At 65.7% G+C, this 24,612-nt stretch carries 10 protein-coding genes; 6 read left to right on the top strand and 4 right to left on the bottom strand.

Going from position 1 to position 24,612, the window contains the following annotated elements; genetic code table 11:
* Positions 1-33 precede the first annotated feature (33 nt).
* The gene (locus tag ACQR1F_RS21695; protein ID WP_315804587.1) at positions 34-276 is read right to left on the bottom strand and encodes a hypothetical protein; all 243 of its coding nucleotides are present in this window, start codon (positions 274-276) and stop codon (positions 34-36) included.
* 1,025 nt (positions 277-1,301) lie between these two features.
* On the opposite strand from ACQR1F_RS21695, the gene ACQR1F_RS21690 reads away from it, so the two are divergent.
* The 6 genes from ACQR1F_RS21690 (at position 1,302) to ACQR1F_RS21665 (ending at position 22,235) form a co-directional block, all read left to right on the top strand.
* Positions 1,302-3,818, top strand: coding sequence for a hypothetical protein (locus ACQR1F_RS21690; protein ID WP_434838031.1), 2,517 nt, complete (start codon positions 1,302-1,304; stop codon positions 3,816-3,818).
* Positions 3,811-7,317 carry a DUF6603 domain-containing protein gene (locus tag ACQR1F_RS21685; protein ID WP_434913833.1) on the top strand — a complete coding sequence of 1,169 codons (3,507 nt, stop codon included), beginning with the start codon at positions 3,811-3,813 and terminating at the stop codon, positions 7,315-7,317. Before ACQR1F_RS21690 ends, ACQR1F_RS21685 begins: the two co-directional genes overlap by 8 nt.
* A 51-nt stretch (positions 7,318-7,368) precedes the next feature.
* The gene (locus tag ACQR1F_RS21680) at positions 7,369-10,668 is read left to right on the top strand and encodes a hypothetical protein (RefSeq protein ID WP_434913832.1); all 3,300 of its coding nucleotides are present in this window, start codon (positions 7,369-7,371) and stop codon (positions 10,666-10,668) included.
* Positions 10,669-10,705: 37 nt separating this feature from the next.
* Positions 10,706-16,375, top strand: a complete 5,670-nt coding sequence (locus ACQR1F_RS21675) for a hypothetical protein (RefSeq protein ID WP_434913831.1) — start codon at positions 10,706-10,708, stop codon at positions 16,373-16,375.
* The gene (locus ACQR1F_RS21670) at positions 16,368-18,251 is read left to right on the top strand and encodes a hypothetical protein (protein ID WP_434913830.1); all 1,884 of its coding nucleotides are present in this window, start codon (positions 16,368-16,370) and stop codon (positions 18,249-18,251) included. Before ACQR1F_RS21675 ends, ACQR1F_RS21670 begins: the two co-directional genes overlap by 8 nt.
* A gap of 879 nt (positions 18,252-19,130) precedes the next feature.
* Positions 19,131-22,235: a DEAD/DEAH box helicase gene (locus ACQR1F_RS21665; protein WP_434913829.1), complete on the top strand. Its 3,105-nt coding sequence runs from the start codon at positions 19,131-19,133 to the stop codon at positions 22,233-22,235.
* A 301-nt stretch (positions 22,236-22,536) separates the two neighbouring features.
* Here the strand turns inward: ACQR1F_RS21665 and ACQR1F_RS21660 are convergent, their stop codons facing one another.
* The 3 genes from ACQR1F_RS21660 to ACQR1F_RS21650 are packed head-to-tail and all read right to left on the bottom strand — an operon-like array spanning position 22,537 to position 24,583.
* Positions 22,537-23,034: a 2Fe-2S iron-sulfur cluster binding domain-containing protein gene (locus ACQR1F_RS21660; protein WP_315804580.1), complete on the bottom strand. Its 498-nt coding sequence runs from the start codon at positions 23,032-23,034 to the stop codon at positions 22,537-22,539.
* A gap of 21 nt (positions 23,035-23,055) precedes the next feature.
* The gene (locus ACQR1F_RS21655; protein ID WP_315804579.1) at positions 23,056-23,586 is read right to left on the bottom strand and encodes a luciferase family protein; all 531 of its coding nucleotides are present in this window, start codon (positions 23,584-23,586) and stop codon (positions 23,056-23,058) included.
* Positions 23,587-23,593: 7 nt separating this feature from the next.
* Positions 23,594-24,583 (bottom strand): 2Fe-2S iron-sulfur cluster-binding protein, encoded by a 990-nt coding sequence (locus ACQR1F_RS21650; RefSeq protein ID WP_434913828.1) that lies wholly within the window; start codon positions 24,581-24,583, stop codon positions 23,594-23,596.
* Between the last annotated feature and the right edge of the window lie 29 nt (positions 24,584-24,612).

The following is a 24,612-nucleotide window of genomic DNA, read 5'->3' as shown; positions in this document are numbered from 1 at the left end:
ATCGGGCGATGAGTCCCGATCAGCAAAGCCCGATCACTTCGAGGCTTCCTTGATCTTGTGATCCAAATGCCCGGTGCCGTGGTCCCGGCGCAACTGGCTCAGCGACGTCTCGTTGAGCTGAAGCAGCACGTCGCTCAGCTTCGTCGAGTCCGGATAGCCCGCTGCGAACGACTTCCCGTAGATCTTGCGCAGCGTGCCGACCAGCGTATTGCCGTGCTTCCTGCTGATCTCGCCATCCTTGTCCCGATGGCGGCCGTCCAGGCCCGGTTCCTTCATGCGTCTCTCCCCCTGATGCGACTTCTGTGCTTCTGATAGCCTGCGCTCAATCAACGAGATTGGCAACGCTGCAGCGCGACAGACGAAGTCGCGGGCGCCTGTGCGTCGTTGCGGTTGGCCATCTTTTTCAAGGCGTCGGCCGAAATAAAGATTTCACTTGCCGGTTTTCCGAAATCGCGATTTTATCTGCGCATGCCGCCTCATGCAGAGGGCGTACGCGTCGTCACGATACGTGGAGGTGGGCTGCGATGGACATGGATGCTGCGCCAGACGAGCGCGTGCGTCGCGGACGGCGAAGTCGTGCGGTCCCGGCCTCCCGATGCTGAGGTCAAGCCTGCTGCTGATGCGCAAGCGTCACGCGGGCGATGGGGGCAAGAAAGCCCGGTCCCCAAGGAGAGCACGAAGGACACCGTTAAAACCGATCGCGCAGGGAGGGCCGGGTCGTCCGGCTGGACCTGTGGTACCTGCCGCCTGCATTTTTCTCGCAGGCGGGCCACGGGCCTCAGTCGAGGTCCGGCTCTCCCTGCGCCTCTCGTATGTCGAGGCGCGCCGACCAGCGCATCCCTCGGACTCATCGAGCCGCGAGACTGCGCGCGCACGCCTGAAGCGACCGCAAGTGGCTGTTTGACATCTGGCTGTTTGACATCCGAATGACGTGACGGTGCTTGTCTGCGCCCGTGACAACGTCGAGCAGCGTCGGGCCGAACCCACGGATAGGAGACGCGGTCAGTCGCAGTACGTCTCAAGGAGCTCGACGGAGAGAAACCGGATCGCGCCATAGAGCGGTCGTGTTCATCCGTGAACGAGGACAACGAGAGCTCCACGCCGCCGGCATTTGCAGCAGGATTGGCCCCAGTGATGGAGAACACCACTCGGCAAACGACAATTGCGGAAGGATGTCGAAACAGTATCACGTTGAGGTTGTGTTGAGAAGGCTTGAGTGTACAATCTTGGGGATGCCAGATTTTCGATGGGAGCGACGGGCTTCCCGATAGGTGTGCTGGCTGAGAGAGGGTCGTGCCGGCATGCCTCTCATCGTCTATCCGCATTGCGACATGCACGTCGCGCTGAAGAAGCCCGCGACCAAGGTGCTGCCGTTCCGCGTGTTCGACCAGGACCTGCCGAACGGCTCGACGACCTACACGCTGACCGACGTCACCGCGGACTGCAATTTTCGAATCCTGGCGCCGTACAACCCGGTCGGGTCCCGGCTGACCAGCTTCGTGACGATTGATCCTGCGGCGCGCACCATCACCGGCGACGACGTCGGCATCAATCTCGTGGTGATCGAATATGGCCCCGGCTACGTTGTCGCGCGTATCCAGGTGCACGACGATGTGCTCGGCTGGTGGTTCGGCAACTCGTCGATCACCACGGCGCTGCATCCGACGGTTGCCCACAGCCAGCCGACGCTGTGCGCGCTGTTCAGCGACGACCCGACCGGGACCGATCTCGTCGGCGACATCACCGGGCACGGCTTCGTCACGCTCAGCTCAGGCAGCCCCGGCACCTTCGTGGTGGCAAATACGAACAATGAGGGACGGTTGAGGGGCGTGAGCGAGGGCGCGGCCCAGCTCGACGGCAGCTTCCTCGGCGTCAACCAGAGCCTGCCGGTGAAGGTGGTCGACTACGCCAAGACCCGCGACAACATCTCCACGGTGCGCGCCGGCGACCTCGCCAATGCCTCCGAGATGCACAACATCCTGTTCCTCGCCGAAGGCTTTCGCGCGTCCGAGAAGGACAAGTTCGACAAGATCGTGCAGGAAGCGGCGGACGGTCTGTTCTCGCAGAAGCGCCACGAGCCCTATGGCACGCTCGCGGGCAGCTTCAACGTATTCAAGGCCTTCCAGGCGTCGGAAGAGCAGGCGGTGACCTGCGGCTGGCGCGTCAACGACGAGGAGACCTCGGAGCTCGGCAAGGGCGGACCGATTCCGTGGAACTACAGCGTTTCGGACGACAAGAGCATCTACGAGGTCGACGAGCTCGTGGCCCGTGTCGGCCTGCCGCTCCGCAACGAGACTGCGACGCCGGCGCAATTGAAGGCGCGGTGGGCGAGCCAGTCGCTGCCCAATTACGACGCGGCGAAGGTCAACGACACCCTGATCGAAGCGTGGAGGAAGCAGAAATCGCTCGGCATCCTGGAGGCACGTGACACCTTCTACGGCCTGATGCTCGGCGCCCGCTGGGGCGACCGGTCGGCGAAGTCCGGGGCCGCTTTGACGATGCCGGCGGCGGATGCGGCGGGCGATGCCAACCTCGCGCCGCTGATCGCCCGCGCCTATCAGTTCTTCAAGCCGGCCAGCGCCACCCGGCACCTTGCCCCGGATCCGCGCCGGCACCCGCCGGAGCTCGCCAGGGACGGCCGCGCGAACGTTGCGGCGCCGATCATGGCCTACCTGTCCGGACTGCGGCTCGGATCGTCGCCGCACACCGCGCTCGGCGCCGAGTGGATACCGGACGGCACCTTCAAGCGCAGCCGCGGCCTGATCGCCATGATCACCAACGAGGACATGATCGGCGGCACCAATTTCAACCAGTCGACCGTGACCGCCAATTCGCTGCAGAGCCTGAAGACGCTCGACTTCGAATATCCGGCGACCAACACGGCGACGAAGAAAGTGATGCGGCGCAAGCCTGCCAGCGACATCGACGCCGATCTCACCGATATTATCGACACGGTTGCGCACGAATTCGGCCATTCCTTCAATCTCGGCGACGAATACGAGACGAGCGCCGAAGACAATGCGACCGCTTCGAGCGAGGACGACAACATCGTCGCGCTCGCCGACATCTTTCAGGATCCGAGCTACGCCGCCAATCACTCCCGTCTGGTCGATCCGTCCAAGGTGAAATGGTTCGAACTTCTCAGGATCGAGCTTTCGGCCAAGCTGACCCAGGCTTCGACCCAGCAGGGTGGCTCGATCGAGGTCAGGATCGACCCGCGCCAGATCCCGCGCTGGGTGCAGGCGAAGGCGGCCGGCCGCCAGGCGTTTCTCCGCCGCATCCAGATCACGGCGATCGGCCAGCAACTGCCGCTCACGTTCATCGATGCCGATTACCTCGTCAGACTCGACATCGGCGACATCGACCAGAACCTCGGCTCGATCCGGCTCGGCGGGCTGGAATTGCCGCCGGCGCCGTTTCCCGTGTTTCCGAAAGGCTCGCTGCTGTTCGTGCCGCGCCGCGACGATGCGGACGCGCTGGTCTATGTGGTGGAAAAGAAGGTGCGCGACTTCATCGCAGGCAACCATCTGCCGCTCAACAAGGATACCGACACCGCTCATGTGAACGACGAGGGCGACGACCCGAAGGACATCCCGGACTTCAAGCCGCCATGCAAGGCGCAGCGGCTGGTCGGCCTGTACGAGGGCGCATACAACTTCACCGGGCTGGTCTATCGGCCGGCCGGCGACTGCAAGATGCGGAACAGCAGCGGCGCTTTCTGCCATGTCTGCAAATGGCTGATCACCAACCGCGTCGATCCCGCTCTGCACGACGTCGTCGACCGTGAATTCTATCCGAAGGCCAAGAAAAATGGCTGAACCGGGCGCCCTCGAAACGATCGTCGCCGAGATCGGCAAGCTGCTGCTGCCGCTGCGGGCGGCGGTGGAGTCGCCGGCCGCGTTCCAGGGCCTGCTGCTCAAGCTGGGCTGGGATTCCGACGTGATTCCGAAGCCGATCGCCGATCTCGCGGTCGACTTGCAGTTGTTGTTCGATCGGCTCCAGGCGCTGGTCGGTGGTGGGCTGTCGCTCGACGGCGAAGTGGCATCCGACGGCGAGATGACGCTGGAGTCCGGGGCGCTCGAAGACGCCTTCAAGGCCATCGAGGCGATCGCCGGCGTCGTGCAGGCGATCGACGACCTCGTCTCGGCGCCCGGCGGTGCATTTTCGGCGACGCTGAACGCCGACAATTTCAAGGGCGAGTTTCCGGGGCAGCTCGTCGGCTATCTCTTCATCACCTATCTGCGCAACCATCATCCGGGCATCGGTTTCGCGCTGCAGGCGCTCGGCGTCATCAGCACCCGCTATACCGCGCCCGCCGGCAACCGCCCGGACTACATCGACTACAGGTTCAGTTTCCCGGATCTGCCGAAGATCGTCTCCGACCCGGTGACACTGTTCGAGAACGCCTTCGGCTGGGGCACCGACAGCTTCGACTTCTCCGGCTTCGCGCGACAGATCGACAGCCTCGCGGCCGGGCTCGGGCTCGACGTCCGGATGGTGGAGGTGCCGGATCGGGTCGCGCGCGCGCTCGAAGGCGGCCCTCCGACCGGGCGTGCCGCGGTGCGCAAGCGGCTCCGCCTGGTGTTCTTCGAGCGGGCGCGCGACGCGGGTCGGCTATCGGCCGAGCTCGGACTGTTCCCGCTGCCGAAGTCCGGGGGCAAGAAGCCGGGCTTCGCGTTGCTGCCGTCGTTCAGCGGGCTGCTGTCGGTGCGGATGCAGCTCGGTCCGACGATCGCGGTGACGATCTCGAGCGACCTCGATCTCACCGGCGGTGTCGGCCTGATGGTGCGGCCGGGCAGCGGCATCGACATGGTGACCGGCTTCGCGGGCAGCGGCGCGCCGACGTCGGCCAAGGGCACCGCGCGCGTCGAAGTGGAATACTCCGCCGCCTCCGGCAGCCCGACCATTGTCCTCGGCACCGGCGAGGGCACGCGGCTCGAATACCAATCGGTGAGCGGTGCCGGCGGCTTCACGCTGGTGGCGGGCAAGGACGTCGAGGTGTTCGCCGAGGTGGACCTCAAGGGCCTCGCTTTCGTCCTTGACGCGTCCGGCTCGGACGGCTTCGTCTCGACCATCCTGTCGGGGATCTCGACGCGGTTCGAGTTCGATCTCGGCCTCGGCGTCGCCTATCCGCGCGGCGTGTACTTCCGCGGCACCTCGCATCTCGAGATCCAGATCCCAGCGCATATCGACCTCGGTCCGATCGAGGTGCAGGGACTGACGCTCGCGGTGACACCGTCGGGTGGCGGCCTCCCGATCGATATCGGCGCGACGCTGAAGGCGGCGCTCGGTCCGCTGGTCGCGGTGGTGGAAAACATCGGGCTGCGGACCGATCTCGCTTTTCCGGGGAGCGGCGGCAATCTCGGTCCGATCGATCTATCCTTCGGCTTCAAGCCACCGAACGGCGTCGGGCTGTCGATCGATGCCGGGGCGGTGACAGGCGGCGGCTATCTCTTCATCGATCCGGACCGCGGCGAATATGCCGGCGCGCTCGAACTGAAGATCCTCGACTTTCTCTCGGTGACGGCAATCGGCGTCATCACCACCAAGATGCCGGACGGGTCAAAGGGCTTTTCCTTCATCGCCATCATCACGGTCGAGTTCAATCCCGGAATGCAGCTCGGCTTCGGCTTCACCCTGCTGGGAGTCGGCGGACTCGTCGGCCTCAACCGCTCGATGGACCTCGACGCGCTGGTCAACGGCGTGCGCGCCGGCTCGCTGGACTCGGTGCTGTTCCCGCACGACGTCGTTGCCAACGCGCACCGGATCATCTCCGACCTCCGCACCTTCTTCCCGCCGGAGCAGGGGACCTTCCTGATCGGCCCGATGGCGAAGTTCGGCTGGGGCACGCCGACACTGATCAGCCTGTCGCTGGGGATCATCATCGAGATTCCCGGCAACATCGCCATCATCGGCAAGCTGACGGTGGCGATCCCGGACGAGCGGCTGCCGCTCATCATCATCCAGGTCGCCTTCATGGGCGCGATCGAATTCGACAAGAAGCGCGGCTGGTTCTTCGCCATCCTGTACGAATCGCGCGTGATCTTCATGCCGCTCGACGGCGGCATGGGCGTGCTGGCGTCATTCGGCGGCGACGCCACTTTCATCGTCTCCGTCGGCGGCTTCCACCCGGCCTACAATCCACCGCCGCTGCCGTTCCCGCCGATCCCCCGGATCGCGATCAACATCCTCAACACGCCGGTGGCCCGCATCCGGGTCGACGCCTATTTCGCGGTGACGTCGAACACCGTGCAGTTCGGCGCACATGCGGAGCTTTATTTCGGCATCTCGATCGCCAGCATCGAGGGCCATCTCGCCTTCGACGCGCTGTTCCAGTTCTCGCCGTTCTATTTCATCATCACGATCTCTGCCTCGCTGTCGGTGAAGCTGTTCGGCGCGGGGCTGTTCAGTATCCGCTTCCGCGGCTCGCTCGAAGGCACATCGCCCTGGCACGTCGAGGGCACCGGGAGCATCTCGCTGCTGTTCTGGGACGTCGACGTCGACTTCTCCCACACCTGGGGCGACAAGGAGGACACCAGCCTGCCGCCGGTCTCCGTGCTGCCCCTGCTGGTGGCGGAATACTCGAAGGCGGAGAATTGGACTGCCGCGCTGCAGAACAGCAGCAGGCTGTTGGTGACGCTCAAGACCGTGGACGCGGGCTCCGACCTTGTGCTGCATCCGGTCGGCTCGCTCAAGATCACCCAGCGTGCGATTCCGCTCGGCATCACCCTCGACAAGATCGGCGCGCAGCGCCCGGACGACGCCAATTACTTCGCGGTCGCGGCCGCGACGTCGGGCATCGAGAAGCGCGCCACCATCCGGGAGTCGTTCGCGATCGCCCAGTTCAAGGACCTCAAGGACGGCGAGAAGCTCAGCGCTTCCGACTACGAGGCCGAGGAGGCGGGGCTGGAGCTGTCGGTCACTGGCAACCAGGCCAAGACCAGCTATGTCACCAAGCGCATCGCCCGCTACGAAGAGATCATCGTCGACAACAATTTCAAGCGCGCACGCCGGCGCTTCGTCACGCTCATCTCCGGGCTGTTCACGCACTTCCTGGCCAACAACGCCGTGGCGCGGTCGGAGATCTCGGCGAAGTCGCGCGATCTGAAGCACGGATTCGACGACAAGATCGCGGTCGATCAGGCGTCCTATGTGGTGGTGAGCCTGGTCGACAATTCGCCGATCGCCGGCGCGCCTGCGTCGTTCCAATCGCGCGCCAGCGCCGGTGAATTCATGGCGGCCGAGACGCGGCGCAATCCGAGCTTCGCCAGCGAGGCCCATATCGTGCGCCCGCACGAGATGAAGCGCGCGGCGTAGCGGAGGCACGATGATGGCGGGCGGTCCGGCGAGGCGGCGGGGAGGGGCGGGATGAGCGACACGATCGGCACCTATTCCTTCCTGCCCTGGCTGCGGCTCGGCGTGGCGAACAACATCACCGCAGCCGACAACGACAACGCGGTGGCGCTGCGCGCGACGATCAAGGTCGACTTGTCGCTGGCCGGGCGGCCGGTCCAGGGCGACACGGATCTGACGGCGACGATTTCGCGCGACGTCGCGCTCTATGGTCCCGGCGACATCGTCGGCATCGATCCGAAGGCGGTGGTGAAGGTGGAGCCGCGCGACTGGATCACCAATTTCGAGCCGAACTACCTGCCCTTCGTTGAGTTCTATGACGAGGATTTTCCGTGGCGCTACACGCCGGCCGCGCCGGACGAGTCGCGCCACCGGCTGCGCCCGTGGCTCGCACTCTTGGTGCTCGAGGTGGAGGAGTTCAAGGAAGTCGCGGTGTCGTCGGCGCGGCCGCTGCCGGCGATCGAGGTGACGGGCGATCCGGTCTCGGTGTTTCCGCCCGCCGACCAGCTTTGGGCCTGGGCGCACGTCCACGTCAATCGCGACCTGATCCAGCAGGACGGCGTGGTGGAATCGACCAATGCCGACCAGGCGAGGGCGCGACTGGAGAGCCTGCTGGCCAGCAATCCGGACTACGCCTATTCGCGCGTCCTGTCGCCGCGTCAGTTGAAGCCGAATACGTCCTACCATGCGTTCGTGGTGCCGACCTTCGAGAGCGGCCGTCTCGCCGGCCTCGGAATCGCGCCGGTGACGAATCCCGCGCTCTTCGCCACCCTGTCGGCCTGGGCGGACTATACCGACCGGCCGTTCCCGACGCTGCATCCGGTGTACAAGCGGTGGTACTTCAAGACCGGGACGGTGGGCGATTTCGAGTACCTCGTCCGCCTGCTGAAGCCGCGTCCGCCGGACTCGCGGCTCGGCCGCCGCGACATGGACACGCAGACGCCGGGTTCCGGGATGCCGCCCATCGTGGTCGCCGGGCTTCACGGGGTGCTGCGGCTCGGCGGCGCGCTCAAGGTGCCGGACGAGGCGCTGACCGGTGCGCAGGAGGCAGAAGCTGCGGCCTATGAGGGCTGGGATGAACCCTACGCGCACGAATTCGAGAAGGCGCTGGCGGGCTTCGTCAACCTGACCGACGACTATGCCCGCGAAGGCGCGCCCGACCCGGTGATCACGCCGCCGCTGTACGGCCGCTGGCACGCGCTCACCGAACGGCTGCTTGAGGAGGCGGATGGCAGCGACGCGCCGCAGCCGCGCAACTGGGTGCACGAGCTCAATCTGGACCCGCGGTTTCGCGTTCCCGCCGCGTTCGGCACGGAAGTCGTGCAGAAGAACCAGGAGGCCTATATGGACGCCGCCTGGGACCAGGTCGGCGACATCCTCGCGGCGAACCGGCGGATCAGGCTGGCGCAATTCGCCAAGGCGGCGGCCGCGATCTGGCATGCGCGCCATCTCGGGCCGCTGAAGGATCTCAGCGCGGAGCGCGGGCTCACGATGATGGCGCCGGTACAGCGCCGGGTGATCGCCGACGGCTTCACGCTGCGCCATCGGCTCAAGGAAAGCACGGTGCCCCGCGCGGCGCTGTCTGCGCCGTTCCGGCGCGCGCTCCGGCCGCGCGACCAGGTCGCGGCGACGCTCGGCTTCGACTCGCCGAAAGGCGCCGAAGAGCTGCTGGAGAAGATCAATCGCGGCGAGGTCAGCGCGGCGCCGCCGCGGGTCACCCCGGAAGCCTTGCCGGCGGTGGAGGATGTCGCCGCGCAACTTCAGCCGAAGTCGCTGCCCGCGGAGCTGACCGACTGGCTTACCAAGCACCGCTGCGCGAAGTGGGTATTACTGGTCGTCCTACTGCTGCTCGCCGTGCTGCTGCTGGCCGTCGCCATTCCGTTCGCGATCGTGCTCGCGGCAGCGGCGCTGGCGCTGTTCGGATGGCTGGTGCGGCTGGAGAAGCAGTCTGGCATCGCGACCGGCGTGTTGCCGCAAGGGGCTTCGCCCGAGGTCATCGACGCGCTGCCGGGTTTTCCGTCTTTCACCATCCGCGATCCTGATCCCGCCGCGCCGGAGCCTGTCGGCGGCGGCGCTTCGTCCGCCGACAGCCCGGAGGCGGCGCGCTTCAAACTGGCCCTCAAGGACCTCAACCGGCTGCTCACAGTCAGCGCCGATCTCGGCAAGCCGCCGTTGCGCAAGCCGATCGACATCGCCGCGCTCGGAGCGTCGACCTTCGCTGCGATTGATCCCGACAAGACGGTGCCCGCCTTCACCTTCTCCTCGATCACCATTCCGCCGCGAGTGCTGGCCATCAACGGGATCGCGACGCTGCTGCAGCCGGAAGTGTTCAAGCCGGTGATGGCATATCCGGAAATCGACCTGCCGATGTACAAGCCGCTTCTCGGCCTGTCCGACGAGCACTTCCTGCCGAACATCGACAAGATTCCGCAGAACACGATCACGCTGCTCGAGACCAATCAGCGTTTCATCGAGGCCTACATGGTCGGCCTCAACCATGAATTCGCCCGCGAGCTGCTGTGGCGCGAATATCCCACTGACCAGCGCGGCAGCTGCTTCCGCCAGTTCTGGGACCCGAGCGGCGTGATCGACCGGGAGGGCCTGTCGAAGGACGAGCTGCGCGAAAAGCTCCGCGATATTCCGCCGCTCCACACCTGGTCGCTGTTCTCCAAGCTCGGCGATCACGACCATCGCGAGAAGCCGGGCGAGAACGAGGAGGAAGTCGTCCTCGTCATCCGCGGCGAGCTGCTGAAGAAATATCCGACCGCGGTGATCTACGCCCAGAAGGCGCGCTGGCAGCGCGACGACGGCGGCGCGATCAATCCCCGCGTCGAGCGGGTGCTGGAGACCGACGGTCCGGTGGAGGATCGCCTGCGCACACCGCTCTACGAAGCCAAGGTCGATCCCGACATCACCTTCATCGGCTTCGACCTGACCTCGAAGGAGGCGAAGGGGGGCAGCGGCCGCGGCAATTCGACGGCGCCGGGCTGGTTCTTCGTCATCAAGGAGCGGCCCGGCGAGCCGCGCTTCGGCCTCGATATTTCTCGCGATGGGCCGCTCAACGTCTGGAACGACCTCGCCTGGCCCGACGTGCTGTCCGACGCCGACAAGGGCTTCCTGCAGATCAGGCCGGGCGGGCCGACCCTCACCCTGGACGATCCGGTGGCTCCGGAGCTGCAGGAGAAGAAACAACAATACGATGAGGACAAGGCGCTCCGCTGGCATCCGGACAGCAACTCCGCGGAGCTCGCCTACATCCTCTACCAGGTTCCCGTGCTGGTCGCGGTGCACGGCAGCGAGATGCTGCCGAACTGATCGCGCAGCGGACACGACAGGGGGCGGCTGAAGCGAAATGTCCGAGTTCGATGATATCCGCAAGGAGCTGGAAGCGTCGCGCGCCGCGGCCGATGCGACGTCGCGCGAAATCGGCCGGCTTCGCCACACCCGCGCGCGGCTGATCCGCGACCGCGCACGGGCCGAGCGCGTCAGCAAGGGCGCCGACGATCCGGCGCTGGCGGCGATCGACAAGAAGATCAAGGCGGCGGCCTCCGAGATCGAGCGGCTGGGCGGTGCGCTGAGGGCGGCGAAGGACGAAGTGGTCCGCAATATCGGGCTGTTCGCGAACTTCACCGATCCCCGCCGCAACATCGGCCTGCTGTCCGATCAGACGCCGATCCTGCTGATGCCGCTGCGAATCGAAACGCGCTTCAAGCAGGCGGCGGAATTCGGCGGCGACCGCGACGAGCTGTGGGTCCGGGTCTATCCGGACGACATCGCCGTCGACAGCTTCGAGGAGGCGTTGTCGGAAGACGAAGTGAAGCGCGCCCAGGCCTATTGGGCCGACGTCTGGCGGGCGAACCACGACCCCGCCGGGGAGCGGGCCGCCTGGCGAACGCTGCTGAGCGGACAGGGCTCGGGGCGGTCCTACTACGTGATCCAGACTCATCGCCCGCTCAACGAGGTGGCGCGACCGGCCAAAGTGGAAGGCGTGCCGACCGTGATCCTGACGGTGGTGACCAGCGCGCCGCTCGTCGATCCCGAGCGAGGTGCGGTCAGCACGTTCTGGACGGCACTGTGGCGCGCGGGCACCGATGCGGCCGCGCAGGCGGACGCGATCGCCGCGCTCGACAGCGCGCTCGGCGCCGAGCGCGCTGCGGCAGTCCGTGAGGCGTACCGGCCGCGGAATCTCGCCGACGCGCCGCCCGAAGGCGCGGACCGCGCGACCACCATGGTCATCGCCGCGTATCTGGAGTTTCCCGCCACGGACGCCACGCCGATGCGCGAGACCGGCTGGTCGCAGCCGGCGACCGCCCGGACCTTGCCTGATCGCCTCGTCCTGCTCGGCTACAACAACGGAACGCTCGAGCTCGAGCAACTTGGAAAACCGATTCCGTCGCCGCTGCCGGTCACGCCGTCGCCGACCGGAACGGACGACGCATCGGTCGCGGGCGACGGCGACGACATCACGTTCGGTCCGGAGCTCGAATGGGTGCGCAACTTCGACCGCGCCGTCGAGATCGGCATGGGATTCCGGGTGCAGCTAACGCCGGCCGCCTTCCGCCGTGGCTTCGATCAGTTGATGGTGCTCGGTGTGCGGCTCGGGGCCGATGCAGACGCCGGCCGGGTCGCGCTGGAGCAGTTGTTCGTCCATCATCATCAGTCGAAGGCGGGGTTCTCGATCCTGCCGCAGGGCCAGCCGACCAACAACGTCGAGGGCGAGGGCGCCGCCTACAGCTGGCGCGAGGATTCCGACGTCAGCTTCGATCACTACTTCGGCACTCCGCCCCTGGACCCCGACGGATGGTTCGAGCGGACAGACGGACGCTGCCTCGCCGCCACGCTCGGTCTCGATCCGGCCGCGCTGGCGGCGATCCCCTTCTACCATCGCCACGACGTCAACGACGCCCGCGCCATGAACACGGCGCTGTGGCCGGCTACGCTCGGCTACTTCATGGAGAGCATGCTTCATCCGATCTTCGACGATTCGACGGTTGAGCGGACCCGCGACTTCTTCGTCCGGCACGTGTCGGCGCGCGGGCCGATGCCTACGATCCGCGTCCGTCGTCAGCCCTACGGCATCCTGCCGGCGACGCCGCGCTCGCGCATCCAATGGATCTTCGCCGGGTCGAACGTCGCGGTCGGGGCCGCGCACGCACCGGACGATCCGGAATTGCGGTTCCTGATGCGGTTGTATCAACTGCTGCGCAAGGTCGAGGCCGATCTGGAGCCGCTGATGTCGCGGGTGTCCTACATCGGCAAGCCGGGCGGCGACCGTCATCAGATATTGCTCGATGTCCTCGGCCTGCACGCCGGATCGGTAGAATTCCAGCAGCGCTTCGCCGAAAGCTTCAAGGAACTGTACAACCGCCTCGCGATGCAGGGGGCGGGCGGCGCCTTGGTCGCGCTCCTGCTCGCCGCAGGCTATGTCGGAAGCGGGCTCGATCTGCTGAAGCAGCTCGGCTACACGCCGCCCGAGGGAATCGAGGTGCCGGACATCCTTGAGAAACTCTTTCTCAAGGCGCCCAACCAGCTCAAGGGCCCGCTGATCGACGACCGTCCGTTGTCGGAGACCGAGCAGATCCGCGCCTACACCGCGGGCGGCGACAACTACATCGGCTGGCTGATCAAGGCTGCGGCGACCTCCCACGACGCGCTGCGGCTGCAGCAGGGCTTCACCCAGCGCCCGAATGCGCTGCTGTATCTCATGCTGCATCACGCGCTCGACCTGAGCTTCGTCGAGACCAGCATCCGTCTGTTCTTCAATGCCGGGCTGATCGGCGAGACCGAGCTGAAGGCGGCGCGGCGCGAGCCGAAGTTCTTCCAGGTCGAGGAGGCGAGCCTCGCCGTGCCGGCCGCGGCCGGCGGCAGCCGCTGGCGCTACCTCCACCGCAGCGACGCCGCCGTCACCGGAACGGGACTGAGGACGGTCGGCGAGTTCATCCCGACGGTGCTGACCTCGATGGTCGCCACCGCGTATCTCAAGCGCCAGCTCGATGCGCTCGAACGGCTGAAGAGGTCGCCGACGGCGGTTCTGGAACGGGTGTTCGCCGAGCATCTCGACCTCTGCACCTACCGGTTCGACGCCTGGTACGGCGGCATCATGAGCCGCCAACTGGAGCGGATGCGCTATCCGAACGGTGCCGGCCGGGGGACCGCCCAGCCGGGCGCACCGGCCGGCGAGGCGAAGAGGGGAATCTATCTCGGCGCCTATGGCTGGCTCGAGAACGTCAAGCCGGAGTTCAAGAAGCTGACGGCCGTCGAACTGCCGGCAAACCTCGCGGCGATCTTTGCCGATCCCGACGCGCCGCCGCTGATGCGCGACCGCAGCAACCAGGGCTACATCCACGCGCCGTCGCTGAACCAAGCGGTGACCGCCGCGGTGCTGCGCAACGGTTATCTGTCCAACGCCACGCCCGACAATCCGGGCAGCCTCGCTGTCAATCTCAGCTCGGAACGGGTCCGCATCGCGCTATCGATCATTGAGGGAATGAAGGGCGAGCAGAGCCTCGGCGGCTTGCTCGGCTACCAGTTCGAGCGCGGCCTGCACGACCGCCACGACGTCGAAGTGGACGGGTTCATCTACGACCTCCGCAAGGTGTTCCCGCTGGTCGGCGACCGGCTGACTCCGACGCGTACCGGTCGGCTCGACGCGTTCGGTCGGCGGCTGCGGATCGACCGGGTGGAGGCGCGCAACGTCATCGACGGCCTGGCCTTGGTCGAGCACATCAAGACCAGCGGCGTGAGCAGCTATCCGTTCGGCCACGATGCCGACCTGCCGGCGGCGAGCCCGCAGCAGGCAGCCGCGATCACCGCCGAGGCCGCGCGGATTGCCGACATCGCCGACGCGGTCGCCGACCTCGCGATGGCAGAGAGCGTGCATCAGGTGGTGCAGGGCAACTACGACCGTGCCGGCGCCGTGCTCGACACCTACTCCAAGGGAAAATTCCCGGCGACCCCCGACGTGGTGCGTACGCCGCGGTCGGGGGTGACGCTGACCCACCGGGTGGCGCTGCATCTCAAGGCCGGGCTCGACCCGAACGACGGCGCGCTGACATCGCCGCGGGCGAAGGCGGAGCCTGCGCTCAACGCCTGGCTCGCGGGCATTCTGCCGCCGCCGGCAGCGGTCGCCTGCTCGGTGACGGTCACCGACCCGCTCGATCTTTCCGCCGTCAACTACAACGTGACGCAGGCCGATCTCGGCCTGCTGCCGATCGACCTGCTGTATCTGCTCGATTCGGACAACGATCCAGCCGCCAAGGCGCTCGACGATCTGATCGAAGCGCATGTGATCGCCGCTCATACGCCTCGCCCGGACGCCATGCTGACGATCGCCTACCGCGAGAGGATCGCGGCGATCGCCGGGCATGTGCCGCTGTTCGAGCTGTCGGCGTTGATGCGGCATCTCAGAAGCCTGCTGCTGCGCTCGCGTCCGCTCAAGGCGAGCGACATGGCGATGGCCGGCGAGGCGAACGAGGCGGTCGATCTCGACGCGGCGCTCGCACGCGAGCGGGCGACGCTGCCGCGCGTCCTGCTCGTCGGGGGGCTTGCGGATCTCGACACCTTCCGTACGGCGCTGCAGGCCCGCCTGGACGCCAAGCAGGAGGCGCAGATCGCGACGGAGATCGAGCTGACGATCACCGGCTTCGTGTCGGTGATGCAGGGTCTCGGTCCGTTCGCGCCGTTGCAGACCGGTACCGGTGCCGTCTACGCCGACCGGCGGCGGATCTTCTCCCAGTTGCATGCCGCACTCGCCGGCTACATCGCTCGATGGACCCGGCAACTCGCCGAGTTCGACGCACGCATGGCCGCTTACGACGCTGATCCGGGCGCGCCGGACGCGGCGAAGTTCCTGGCGCTGCGGGTGGCCGAAAAGCTGATCGCGACCACGGCGACCGACCCTCTACCGGCGCAACCGGACGATTTCCGCGACGATCTCATGAGCGGCAAGCGCGCCGCCTTCGTCGGACAGCGCGCCGCTCTGAACACGCTTTACGACAATGCGTCCGACCTCGCCGCCCTGCACGACGGCATCGAAGCCTCGAAGGCTGCGAACGCCGCGTTCGACGCCGCGGTGATCGACATCGCAGCCCAGCGCGCGGCGATCGTCGCCCTCGCAGAGGACATGGCGAAGCGCACCGCCGCGCTCGCGCTCGAGCTGACGACGCGGCTGCCGGCGATCCAGGCCCGGCTCGATCAATACGATGCCGCGGCGGAGGCGAAGAACAAGATCGAGGCGTTGACCGCGGCGGCGAAGCTGCTGTTCGGCGACGATTTCAAGATCGTGCCGGATTTCGGCCTGCCAGCGGCGCTGGCCGGTGAATGGAGCAACGCCTGGGGCGCGGGCGCGCAGGCGGACGAGACCATTCTCGGGTTCGTCAAGACGACGATCGGACGCCGCTTTCCGCTCGACGACTGGTTCACGGGTGTCGCGCGGGTGCGGTCGAAACTGCACGATCTGGAAGCCTCGCAGCATCTCGCGGAGGCGTTCACGGGGGCGGGCGTCGCGCTGCAGGCGCTGCAATTTCCGCATCGCCCCGAGTTGCCGTGGCTCGGACTCGAATTCCCGGAGACCGATGCCGACGGAAAGCCGTTCGTGATCGATGAGGACAAGCTGCTCTATACCGCGCATTTCGCCGAAAGCTTCGATCCGGCGCGGCGGCAACTCGGGCTGTTGCTCGACGAGTGGACCGAAGTGATCCCGCGCCCGACCGAAGATACCGGGCTGGCGTTCCACTTCGACCGGCCAAACGCCGAACCGCCGCAGACCCTGCTGCTGGCGCTGCCGCCGAAATTTGTCGGCGCGTGGCAGTGGCAGGATCTCGTCGACACGGTGCGCGAGACGATGGACCTCGCCAAGAAGCGCGCGATCGAGCCCGACCACGTCGACACCACCGCCTATGCCCGCTTCCTGCCGGCGCTGGTGTCCGCCGTGACCTTCCATCCGATCACGGCCTCGCTCAACTTCGCCTTCAACAACGACCTCGCCGCGGTGCTGGCCGAGACGGAGACGGGCAATGGCTGACTATGTCGCGGTTCAGAACCTCTCCGCCGTGTTCTCCGGCAAGGTGAAGCTGCCCACCATCACGTTGTGGAACAGGCTCGAGGGCCGCCCACGCACGCACGATTTCGACCGCGCGCTCAAGGCCGAGATCCGTGATCCGCTGTGGCTGCTGACGAAGCAGTGGCAGATGGGCGAGTTTCAGGGCGACGACGCCGGCTCGCCGGTCGTCGCCAAGGTGCACATCGAGACCACCGAACTGACGAAATACCGCGCGGCCGGCAATCCGCCCGAAGCGTTCGCCGACGACGTGCCGCTCGAAGCCAAGGTCGGGCGGCGGCCGATCCCGTTCCGTCTCGCCGGCCAGAAGATGGCGTTCGATCTCCGCATCGCCCTGGGCCGACGCTGGCTGAAGCTCGTCGCCGGCATCGAGCCGGGGCTTGCCCAGCAATTCATCGCGGCGCTGCCGCTCGCCATGCCAGATCCGGCGCTCAAGGCCGATGCGCCGGTCGCCGCCCATCGCGAAGCCTGGCAGACGATGGCGGCGCTCGCCGGCAGGTCGATGGACGGCTACGACCTCGTCGAGCATCTGATGGCCGCGCCCGGCAATCACGCGCACGACCTCGTCGCGCTCGGCAACCCGGCCAGCACTGCTGCGATCGAGACGGCGGAGGCGGAATTCCTGGCGTGGTACCGGGAGGCGTTCTACCAGCCCGCCGCGGGTGCGGCCGATGCCTGGCTGCCCGATCGCCTCGAATACGCCTTTGCAGCGTCGGCGCCCAAGGCGGGCGGCGAGAAGCTCGTGGTCGCCGACGAATACTTCCAGGGGCATCTCGACTGGTACAATTTCGACGTCGACGCCTCCGGCGCAGGGCTCGGTGACCTGGCGGACGCGCCGCCGCCTGCCGCCATCGAGACGACCTTCACGGCGTCGTTCATCCCGGCGCCGATCCAGTTCGACGGCATGCCGAACACGCGCTGGTGGACCTTCGAGGAGGGACGAACGAATTTCGGCGACATCGATCCGGAGACGACGGACGTCAACAAGCTGTTGCTGATCGAATTCGGCCTCGTCTACGCCAACGATTGGTTCCTGATGCCGTTCACGGTGCCGGCCGGGGCGATCACCAGGGTCGCCGGCATGAGCGTGACCAACGTCTTCGGAGAGCGGATCTGGGTCGAAGCCGCGGGCAAGGGCGCGGATGAAGATTGGCAACGCTGGTCGATGTTTACGCTGGCGACGAAGGGGAGCGACGACATTCCCGCCGATCTCAGCCTGTTCGTCGTGCCCAGCGTGCCGAAGATCCAGGAGGGCGAGCCGCTGGAATCCGTGGAACTGTTCCGCGACGAGATGGCCAACATGGTGTGGGGCGTCGAGTCGCGGGTGATGTTGGCTTCGGGCGACAGCAAGAGCGGACGCAGCGCCGCGCTCGACACCCGCCGCTATTTCCGTCGCCTGGTGGAGGAGAGCCTGCCGCCGGCCCCACCACCTGCGGCGCCGATCGAGAACGACGCCGCGATCCGCTATCGGCTGATGAGCGAGATGCCGGAGAACTGGATCCCGTTCATCCCAGTGCACATCGACAACGACAGCCGCGAGATTCAGCTGCGTCGCGCCGCGCTGCTGCGGGTCATCGACCGCGACCCGGATCCGCCGGTGCGCGTCGAACCTCGCACAGATCTGCTGCGCCACGGTCTCGACCTCCCGCAGCAGCAGGGCTACAATCTCCATGAGGAGGAGGTGCCGCGCGCGGGCATTCGTGTCACCCAGAGCTTCCAGCGCACGCGCTGGTACAACGGCCGCACTTTCGTCTGGCTCGGCATCCGCAAGGAGACCGATCGCGGCGAGCGGTCGAGCAAGCTCGCTTTCGACACGATCCTTCCGAAGCGGAAGGCATGAACGCATGAAACGTCACCGTCGAATCTGGCGTGGCGCGGCCGCCGGCGGTGGAGGGTTGAACGGGCGCGGGTCATTCCCAAGTCGGTCGTTTCTCGCGCGACGGCAGACGCTCGGTGCCCCAAGACTACGTAGTGGCCGGCAAGCCTGACTATCCGAGGGCCCATTCCCGACCTGAGCGCTTCCTTCATGACACAGCAGGAGCAACGGAGAGCGAGCACGAGGAACACCGTTCGAGGTTGAGCGCGGAGAGGTTCGCATTGATTGTGTCGAATCTGAAGCTGCTGCGTTATTGTACGTTGCGGCCCGAGCCTCTTCGGCAGAGGCCCATAGCCATAAGGACAGAGATCACGCGGCCTCGCTTACCGCATGGGGCAACCGCAGGCTCTGCTCAAACCTCGTGACAGGTAGTCCCACCGCAGGCCGTCAGCCTGGCTCGCGAATTCTGTGCAGCGCAGTCACCAAGGCCGCGATCACGCTTATCAACGCGTTCGTACCATGGTCGTTCAAGAACGAATCTCTCTGCGTATAGTTGAAATCACACCCCAGTCTGCCCACGTGGAGCGCGACGATGGTGCTGGTCAGTGACACCGTCGCACTTAAGGGGAGAACGGTGATCGACACTCCGAAGTTTGGATCCCTTGAAGCCGTCGAATCCGCTAAAGCTCGACAGAGATTCGCAGGCTTGCATCGCATTCGTCAATTCAGCACGAGAATTCAGTGACCACTGCTCTTCGTACGCCCCGTGGCTCAACGCCGCGCAAGAACACATCAGCAAAGCGCTCCGCGTCACCAAAGGTCGCCCTGCGGAAGAAGACATCTGTTGCGACAACAACGAAGGCTCCGATTCGGACCGGCATTTCCTCCTCGTCTCCATTGGGCATGTTGGCGCTGTATCTTACTGCGCAATGGCGTGCTTCGGGCCGAGGCGGACTTGTGTTCCTCGCCGAAAATGAGAGCCGAGCCGAGCTGTTGGGTGCGATCATCCCAGTTATCGAGCCGGCTTGTGATGTGCTCGTCTATCCCCGTTTGAACACGCTTCCGTTCGATCAGCTTGAGCCGTCACGTGATATCGCGGGTCGGCGGAGCTCCGTCTTGAGACGCCTTGCCAGGGCAAAGAAGCCGATCCTGCTGATCACGACGGTGGAGGCAATAATGGAACTCCTGCCGTTGCCTGCGAGCTGGTCTCGTATCGGATTTCCACTTCGGACCGGGGCCGTCTTTTCCGAGGAAGACCTTGAGGCCCGTCTGAAAGCTCTCGGGTACGACCTGGACGACAGTCCGGATTATCCCGGTGGAGTTTTATTTCACGGCAACACCTTCGAGATATTCCCTGCCGGCGCGCTCGGACCTTTTAGGATCGAGCATTCCGGAGGGAGAATCCGGCGTATTGCAGCGATCAATCCGATAGACCAGGAGGTGATTTCCGAAGCGAAGGAGCTCCTGATTGACCCGATGTCCGAGCGGCTGGCGTTCACGGGCCGGGCGCGAAGAAGGTCCAGCCTATTGGACTATTGTGCGCGCGCCAAATGGATCGCCGACAGCACCGTGCCCAGGCACGCCGAGACCTGGTTGAGCACGATCGACGATGCGGCCGCCCGCAGTGAGCGTGACCGTGCCTATCTCAGCCGGCGCGAATGGGAGCTGGCGGCGAAGAAGATCACTGTCTTGCCGCCAACCACTCCGTATCGTGCGACGCCAGAGTTCTACAAGGCAGCCTCTCCGCGGAAGGCCCTCCGTGCATTTATCGAGGAAGCCCAGCGCGGCAGCGCACGTGTGCTCTTCGTCGCTGCGGTCGAAGCGGATTTGCGTGTGATGGCCCGGATGAGCGCCATCAAGGCCGAGTGCGTGCCCGATTGGACGCACGCGACCGCAAGGGGCAGGCAGCAGGCCGCATTGCTGGCAGGCTTCGATGCGGGCTTTGTCGTTCCTGGAAAGAAGCCGCTCGTGGTCATCACTGCTGCCGACGTGCTCGGCAGCAGGGCGCACCAGCCGCAACCGACGAACTGGGCGTGGACGCCCGGCTTCGATTCGGGAGATCTCCCCGAACTCGGATCCGTGGTCGTTCATCTGCAACGTGGACTCGCACGCCTTGGCGGCTTGCGATCCATGGGCGCGGGCGATCTTTCGGCGCGCGAGATGGTCAGGTTGGTATTCGCCGGAAACGACGCCGTTCTCGTCCCTCTCGCAGAATTGGCCCTGATCTGGCCCTACGCCGCCGAGCTCGGAGACACCTCGCTGGACAAGGCCGACGGCAGCTCGTGGCGGCCGCGGCGAACGGCTGCCGAGACGGAGATTCACGTGGTCGCAAAGGAGCTGGCCAAGCAGATGAGTCAACGCCGGCGGCGCCCAGCTCCGAAGCTCGTGCCGCGCCCTGCTGTCTATGAGAAGTTCGTCGCGCGGTTTCCCTATTTCACCACCCCCGATCAGGCGAAGGCCATCCGCGACGTTCTGGATGATCTTGCATCGGGGCACCCGATGGACCGGGTCGTCTGTGGAGACGTCGGTTTTGGCAAAACCGAGGTGGCGCTGCGAGCAGCGGCAGCCGCCGTGCTGGCCGGAAAGCAGGTCGCTATCGTCGTGCCGACGACAGTGCTGGCGCGACAGCATGTCGAAACCTTTCGCAAGCGCTTTGCGCCTCTTGGCATCGATGTTGGAAACCTGTCGCGGGTTGCCTCGACCGCCGAAGCGCGAAAGGTCAGGGAGGGCCTCAAGAGCGGAGAACTCAGGATCGTCGTCGGGACCCTCTCGCTCGCATCCAAGGAGGTGAGATTTGCCGACCTTGGTCTGATCATTATTGACGAGGAGCAGCATTTCGGCGCTGCTGAGAAAGCCATGCTGTCGGGCCTCAATAAGAACGGCCATCGGCTCTGGATGAGTGCGACACCGATCCCCCGCACACTTGCAGCGGGCTTGACGGGCTTGAGGGACCTCAGCGTGATCGCAACCCCGCCGGTCCATCGTGTTCCGGTTGCCACCAAGGTGGCACCGCTCTCGGACATAGCTATCGCCGCTGCCCTGGTTCGCGAGCACAGACGTAACGGTCAGAGTTTCGTCATTTGTCCGCGGATCCAGGATCTCGATCCCATGCTCGCCAGGATCCACGCGCTGGCGCCGGAACTACGTATCATGACCATTCACGGCAAGTTGCCAACCGACGAGATCGACGAGAGGTTGATGGGGTTCGTCGAAGGTCGTGCCGATGTACTACTTGCAACCAACATCGTGGAAAGTGGCCTCGACATCCCACGTGCAAATACCATCGTTGTGTGCTGGCCGGAAAAATTCGGCCTGGCACAATTGCATCAGCTCAGGGGGCGAGTAGGACGGGGCGGCATCCGGGCGTTTGCGCATTTCCTGACGGAAGGCGGCTCCGAACGCTCGGAAAAACGGCTTTCCGCTCTTGAGGAATTGAGTCGTCCGGGCGCTGGCTTCGCGATCAGCGCTCGCGACCTCGACCTGCGCGGTGGTGGCGACCTTCGCTCCGATCGACAATCCGGCCACACGCAGGTGTTCGGACCGACGCTTTACGGCCATCTTCTGACGCTTGCCCTGGAGGGAGACCGCGATGGAATGTCCGCGCTCTGGATCCCTGAGTTGAATCTTCCCATCCCTGAGCTGCTTCCCTCGAGCTATGTGCAATCGGAGGCGGTCAGGCTGGAGATCTACGCTCGAGCCGCTCGGTGCCGGAGTGATGACGATCTGGAGGAGCTCGAGGATGAAACGCACCGTCGATTCGGCAAGCTGCCATCCGAGGCCAGCAATTTCTTTGCTGTCGCCAAGCTCAGGGTAAGTTGCAGGCAACGGGGGATCATGCGTCTCGATGTCGGTCCGGATGCAATTGCCGCAACGATGCTCGCAGGGAGGATCAAGAAGTCACGCTCACGGTCGCTGCAGCGCGAGGGCGATCGCGTCGTCTACCCCGGGCGCAGCGATGAACCTGCTTTACGAAGGGTCGAGCAGTTCTTGGATCTGTTGGACGAATGACGAGGGATTCGTCACTCAACTTGAAGCGATGTTGTGTGCCCTCCTCGGGGGCCCCGAAATGAAAGCGATGGCGCTTCACCCTTGGCAAGGACGATTGAGAGAACCCGTGTTGCGGGACACAGAGACGATCGTTCGAGCTGTTCTGAACCGGCCGGTCGGATGCGGTGGATCGTTCAAGTTCAAAGCTGCGCTGGCGGCCGACCCAGCCCGGATCCCAACAAACGAATGAGTCAGCGACAGAACCAGCTTCACCTTTTTGCGGCTTTGGTGACCACCAGTCCTCATAATATGCAGAAGGACGCTATTTGGGTTTTGGCCCAATCAGCCCCATCTGAGCGGATGTCGCCGGCTCGTCTGTTCGAGTTCCTGTTGCTGAACGGGTGCACGCGTCGACCCGCGCGGTAGCGCGTCCGCGGCGAAACCGGAGACGTGCGCCGGGCGGATAGGCTCGCGCCAGCTGATTGTGCTCGATCCGGTGTTGCATCATGTCCCGTCGGGTCTGGCGCTCGTCGAGCATCAGGACCAGATCCGAGCACGGCTTGGTCGAACACAGCAGCAGAAAGCCGGCTTCAGCGTCCTGAGGGTAGACCGTCAATGCATCGGAGCGGTCCACGGTGCCCGACACCAAGCGCGCGGCGCATGCGAGACACCAGCCCTGCTCGCAGATGTAGGGGGTCTCGATGCCGGCGTCGATCATGCTGTACAGCAGATATTCGTCGGATGCGGCGTCGAATGTGAACGTCCCCTCCGGACGTTCCAGCCGTATGCGAAACCGCCTGGTGCCGCCTTCATTGGTCATGGCCGAGAGCTCCGTCATCGCTCACCACCGGCTGTCGGGCAATGCGACGTCGCCGATGCGGCCGCTGGCGTAGCAGTGCGCGGCCGCGATGATCCGCGCCGCAACCGCCAGCTCGCTTCGATCGCGCGGCGCGTAGACCACGAGGCTCTGCGGTGGCACGGCGCCCGCCATGTAGCGTGCGAACGGATGCACCGTGCCCCAGCCTTTGGCCGCGACCTTCTGCGCCCATTCCGGTCGCAAGGTCAGGTGCAGCGACCCGTCGGGGCGAACGATGAGCCACACCGGCGCGAACACGAAGGCCTCCGGCTGGCCCATGGCATGGATGTCATCGAGCGCGAAGGCGCGGCCTGCGGCGTTCAGCGGCGCCGGCACCTCTTCGACCCCGGCCAGCGCGCATGTGCAGGACACGAGCTGTGCGGCGTATCCGGCGGGCGAGGTGCCGTCGAGCTGGTGGCAGGGCCATGTCGGTGCGAGCCGCGGCGCGCTGCCGGAACGTGTGGCGAGACGACGCAGTCCCGGTGCCATCGCCCAGACGGGTGCAGCACTGCGCAAGCCTGCTCTAGCCGAAGCTGTCATAATGAACCCGCGTGATCGGAACATCGACGGCGCGCAGCAGCGATCTGACCGCGTTCACCATGACCGGCGGGCCGGCGACATAGAACTCGGCCGCCGCGTGATCCAGGACTGCGCTCTGGATGACATCGGTAACGAAGCCGGCCGCATGCGGCCAGTCGGATGGCGCGTGTTCGACCACGGGCAGGTAGCGCCCCTGCGGAATGCGCGCGATCGCCGTCTCGAGCATGTCATCGGCGGCGAGATCCGCCGGTGTGCGGGCGCCGTAGATGACATCCACGGGCGATCCGAAATCGAGGCGCGCCTCCGCGGCCTCGCGCAGCATCGCCAGGATCGGCGCGATGCCGGTGCCTCCCGCCACGAACACCTTGCGTCCCTGCTGTCGACGCAGCGTGCAGGCGCCGAATGGCGCCTCGATGGTGATCTGTGCGCCCGAGGCCAAAGCGGCGAGCGCGTTGCTGCCCTTGCCGCCATCGTAGCGCTTGGCAATGAACTGCAGGGCTTTACTGCCCGGCAGGTTGCACATCGAGTAGCAGCGCCGTAGCCCTTCGCCGAGATGCAGGATCGCATACTGACCCGGCCGGAAGTCGATCGGCTCGGCCGTCTCGAAGCTGAACTGGCGGATCTCCGGCGCGAGATCGTCGACGCCGCGCAGGATCGCCTGTTGCTCGACGCATCGCGGCGCTGGCGCGGACCATTCTCCGGGACCGCGCGCGATGGTGACGTCCGAGATCGCGCGGGATTGACAGGCCAGGATACGGTTGCGTCGCGCGTCGCGCGGATTGATCGCCGGAGCGCCGGGAAAGATCGGATCGACCTGACCGTCGACGAGCGTCACCTTGCAGGCGCCGCAACTGCCCCAGCCGCATTCGTAGGCCAGCGCGATGCCCCGGCGTCGTGCTGCCTGCAGGATGGTGTCATGGTCGGCCGCGTCGATCGCGACGCCGTCGGGCTCGATGCGGAGTTGTCGGGTCATCCACGCCATCCTTCTAGTCCAGGCGGTCG

The sequence above is a fragment of the Bradyrhizobium sp. HKCCYLS3013 genome (assembly GCF_051167615.1).
Classification (GTDB): domain Bacteria; phylum Pseudomonadota; class Alphaproteobacteria; order Rhizobiales; family Xanthobacteraceae; genus Bradyrhizobium.
Note: the sequence above shows the minus strand (reverse complement) of the source record. Positions and strands in the feature narration are given on the sequence as shown.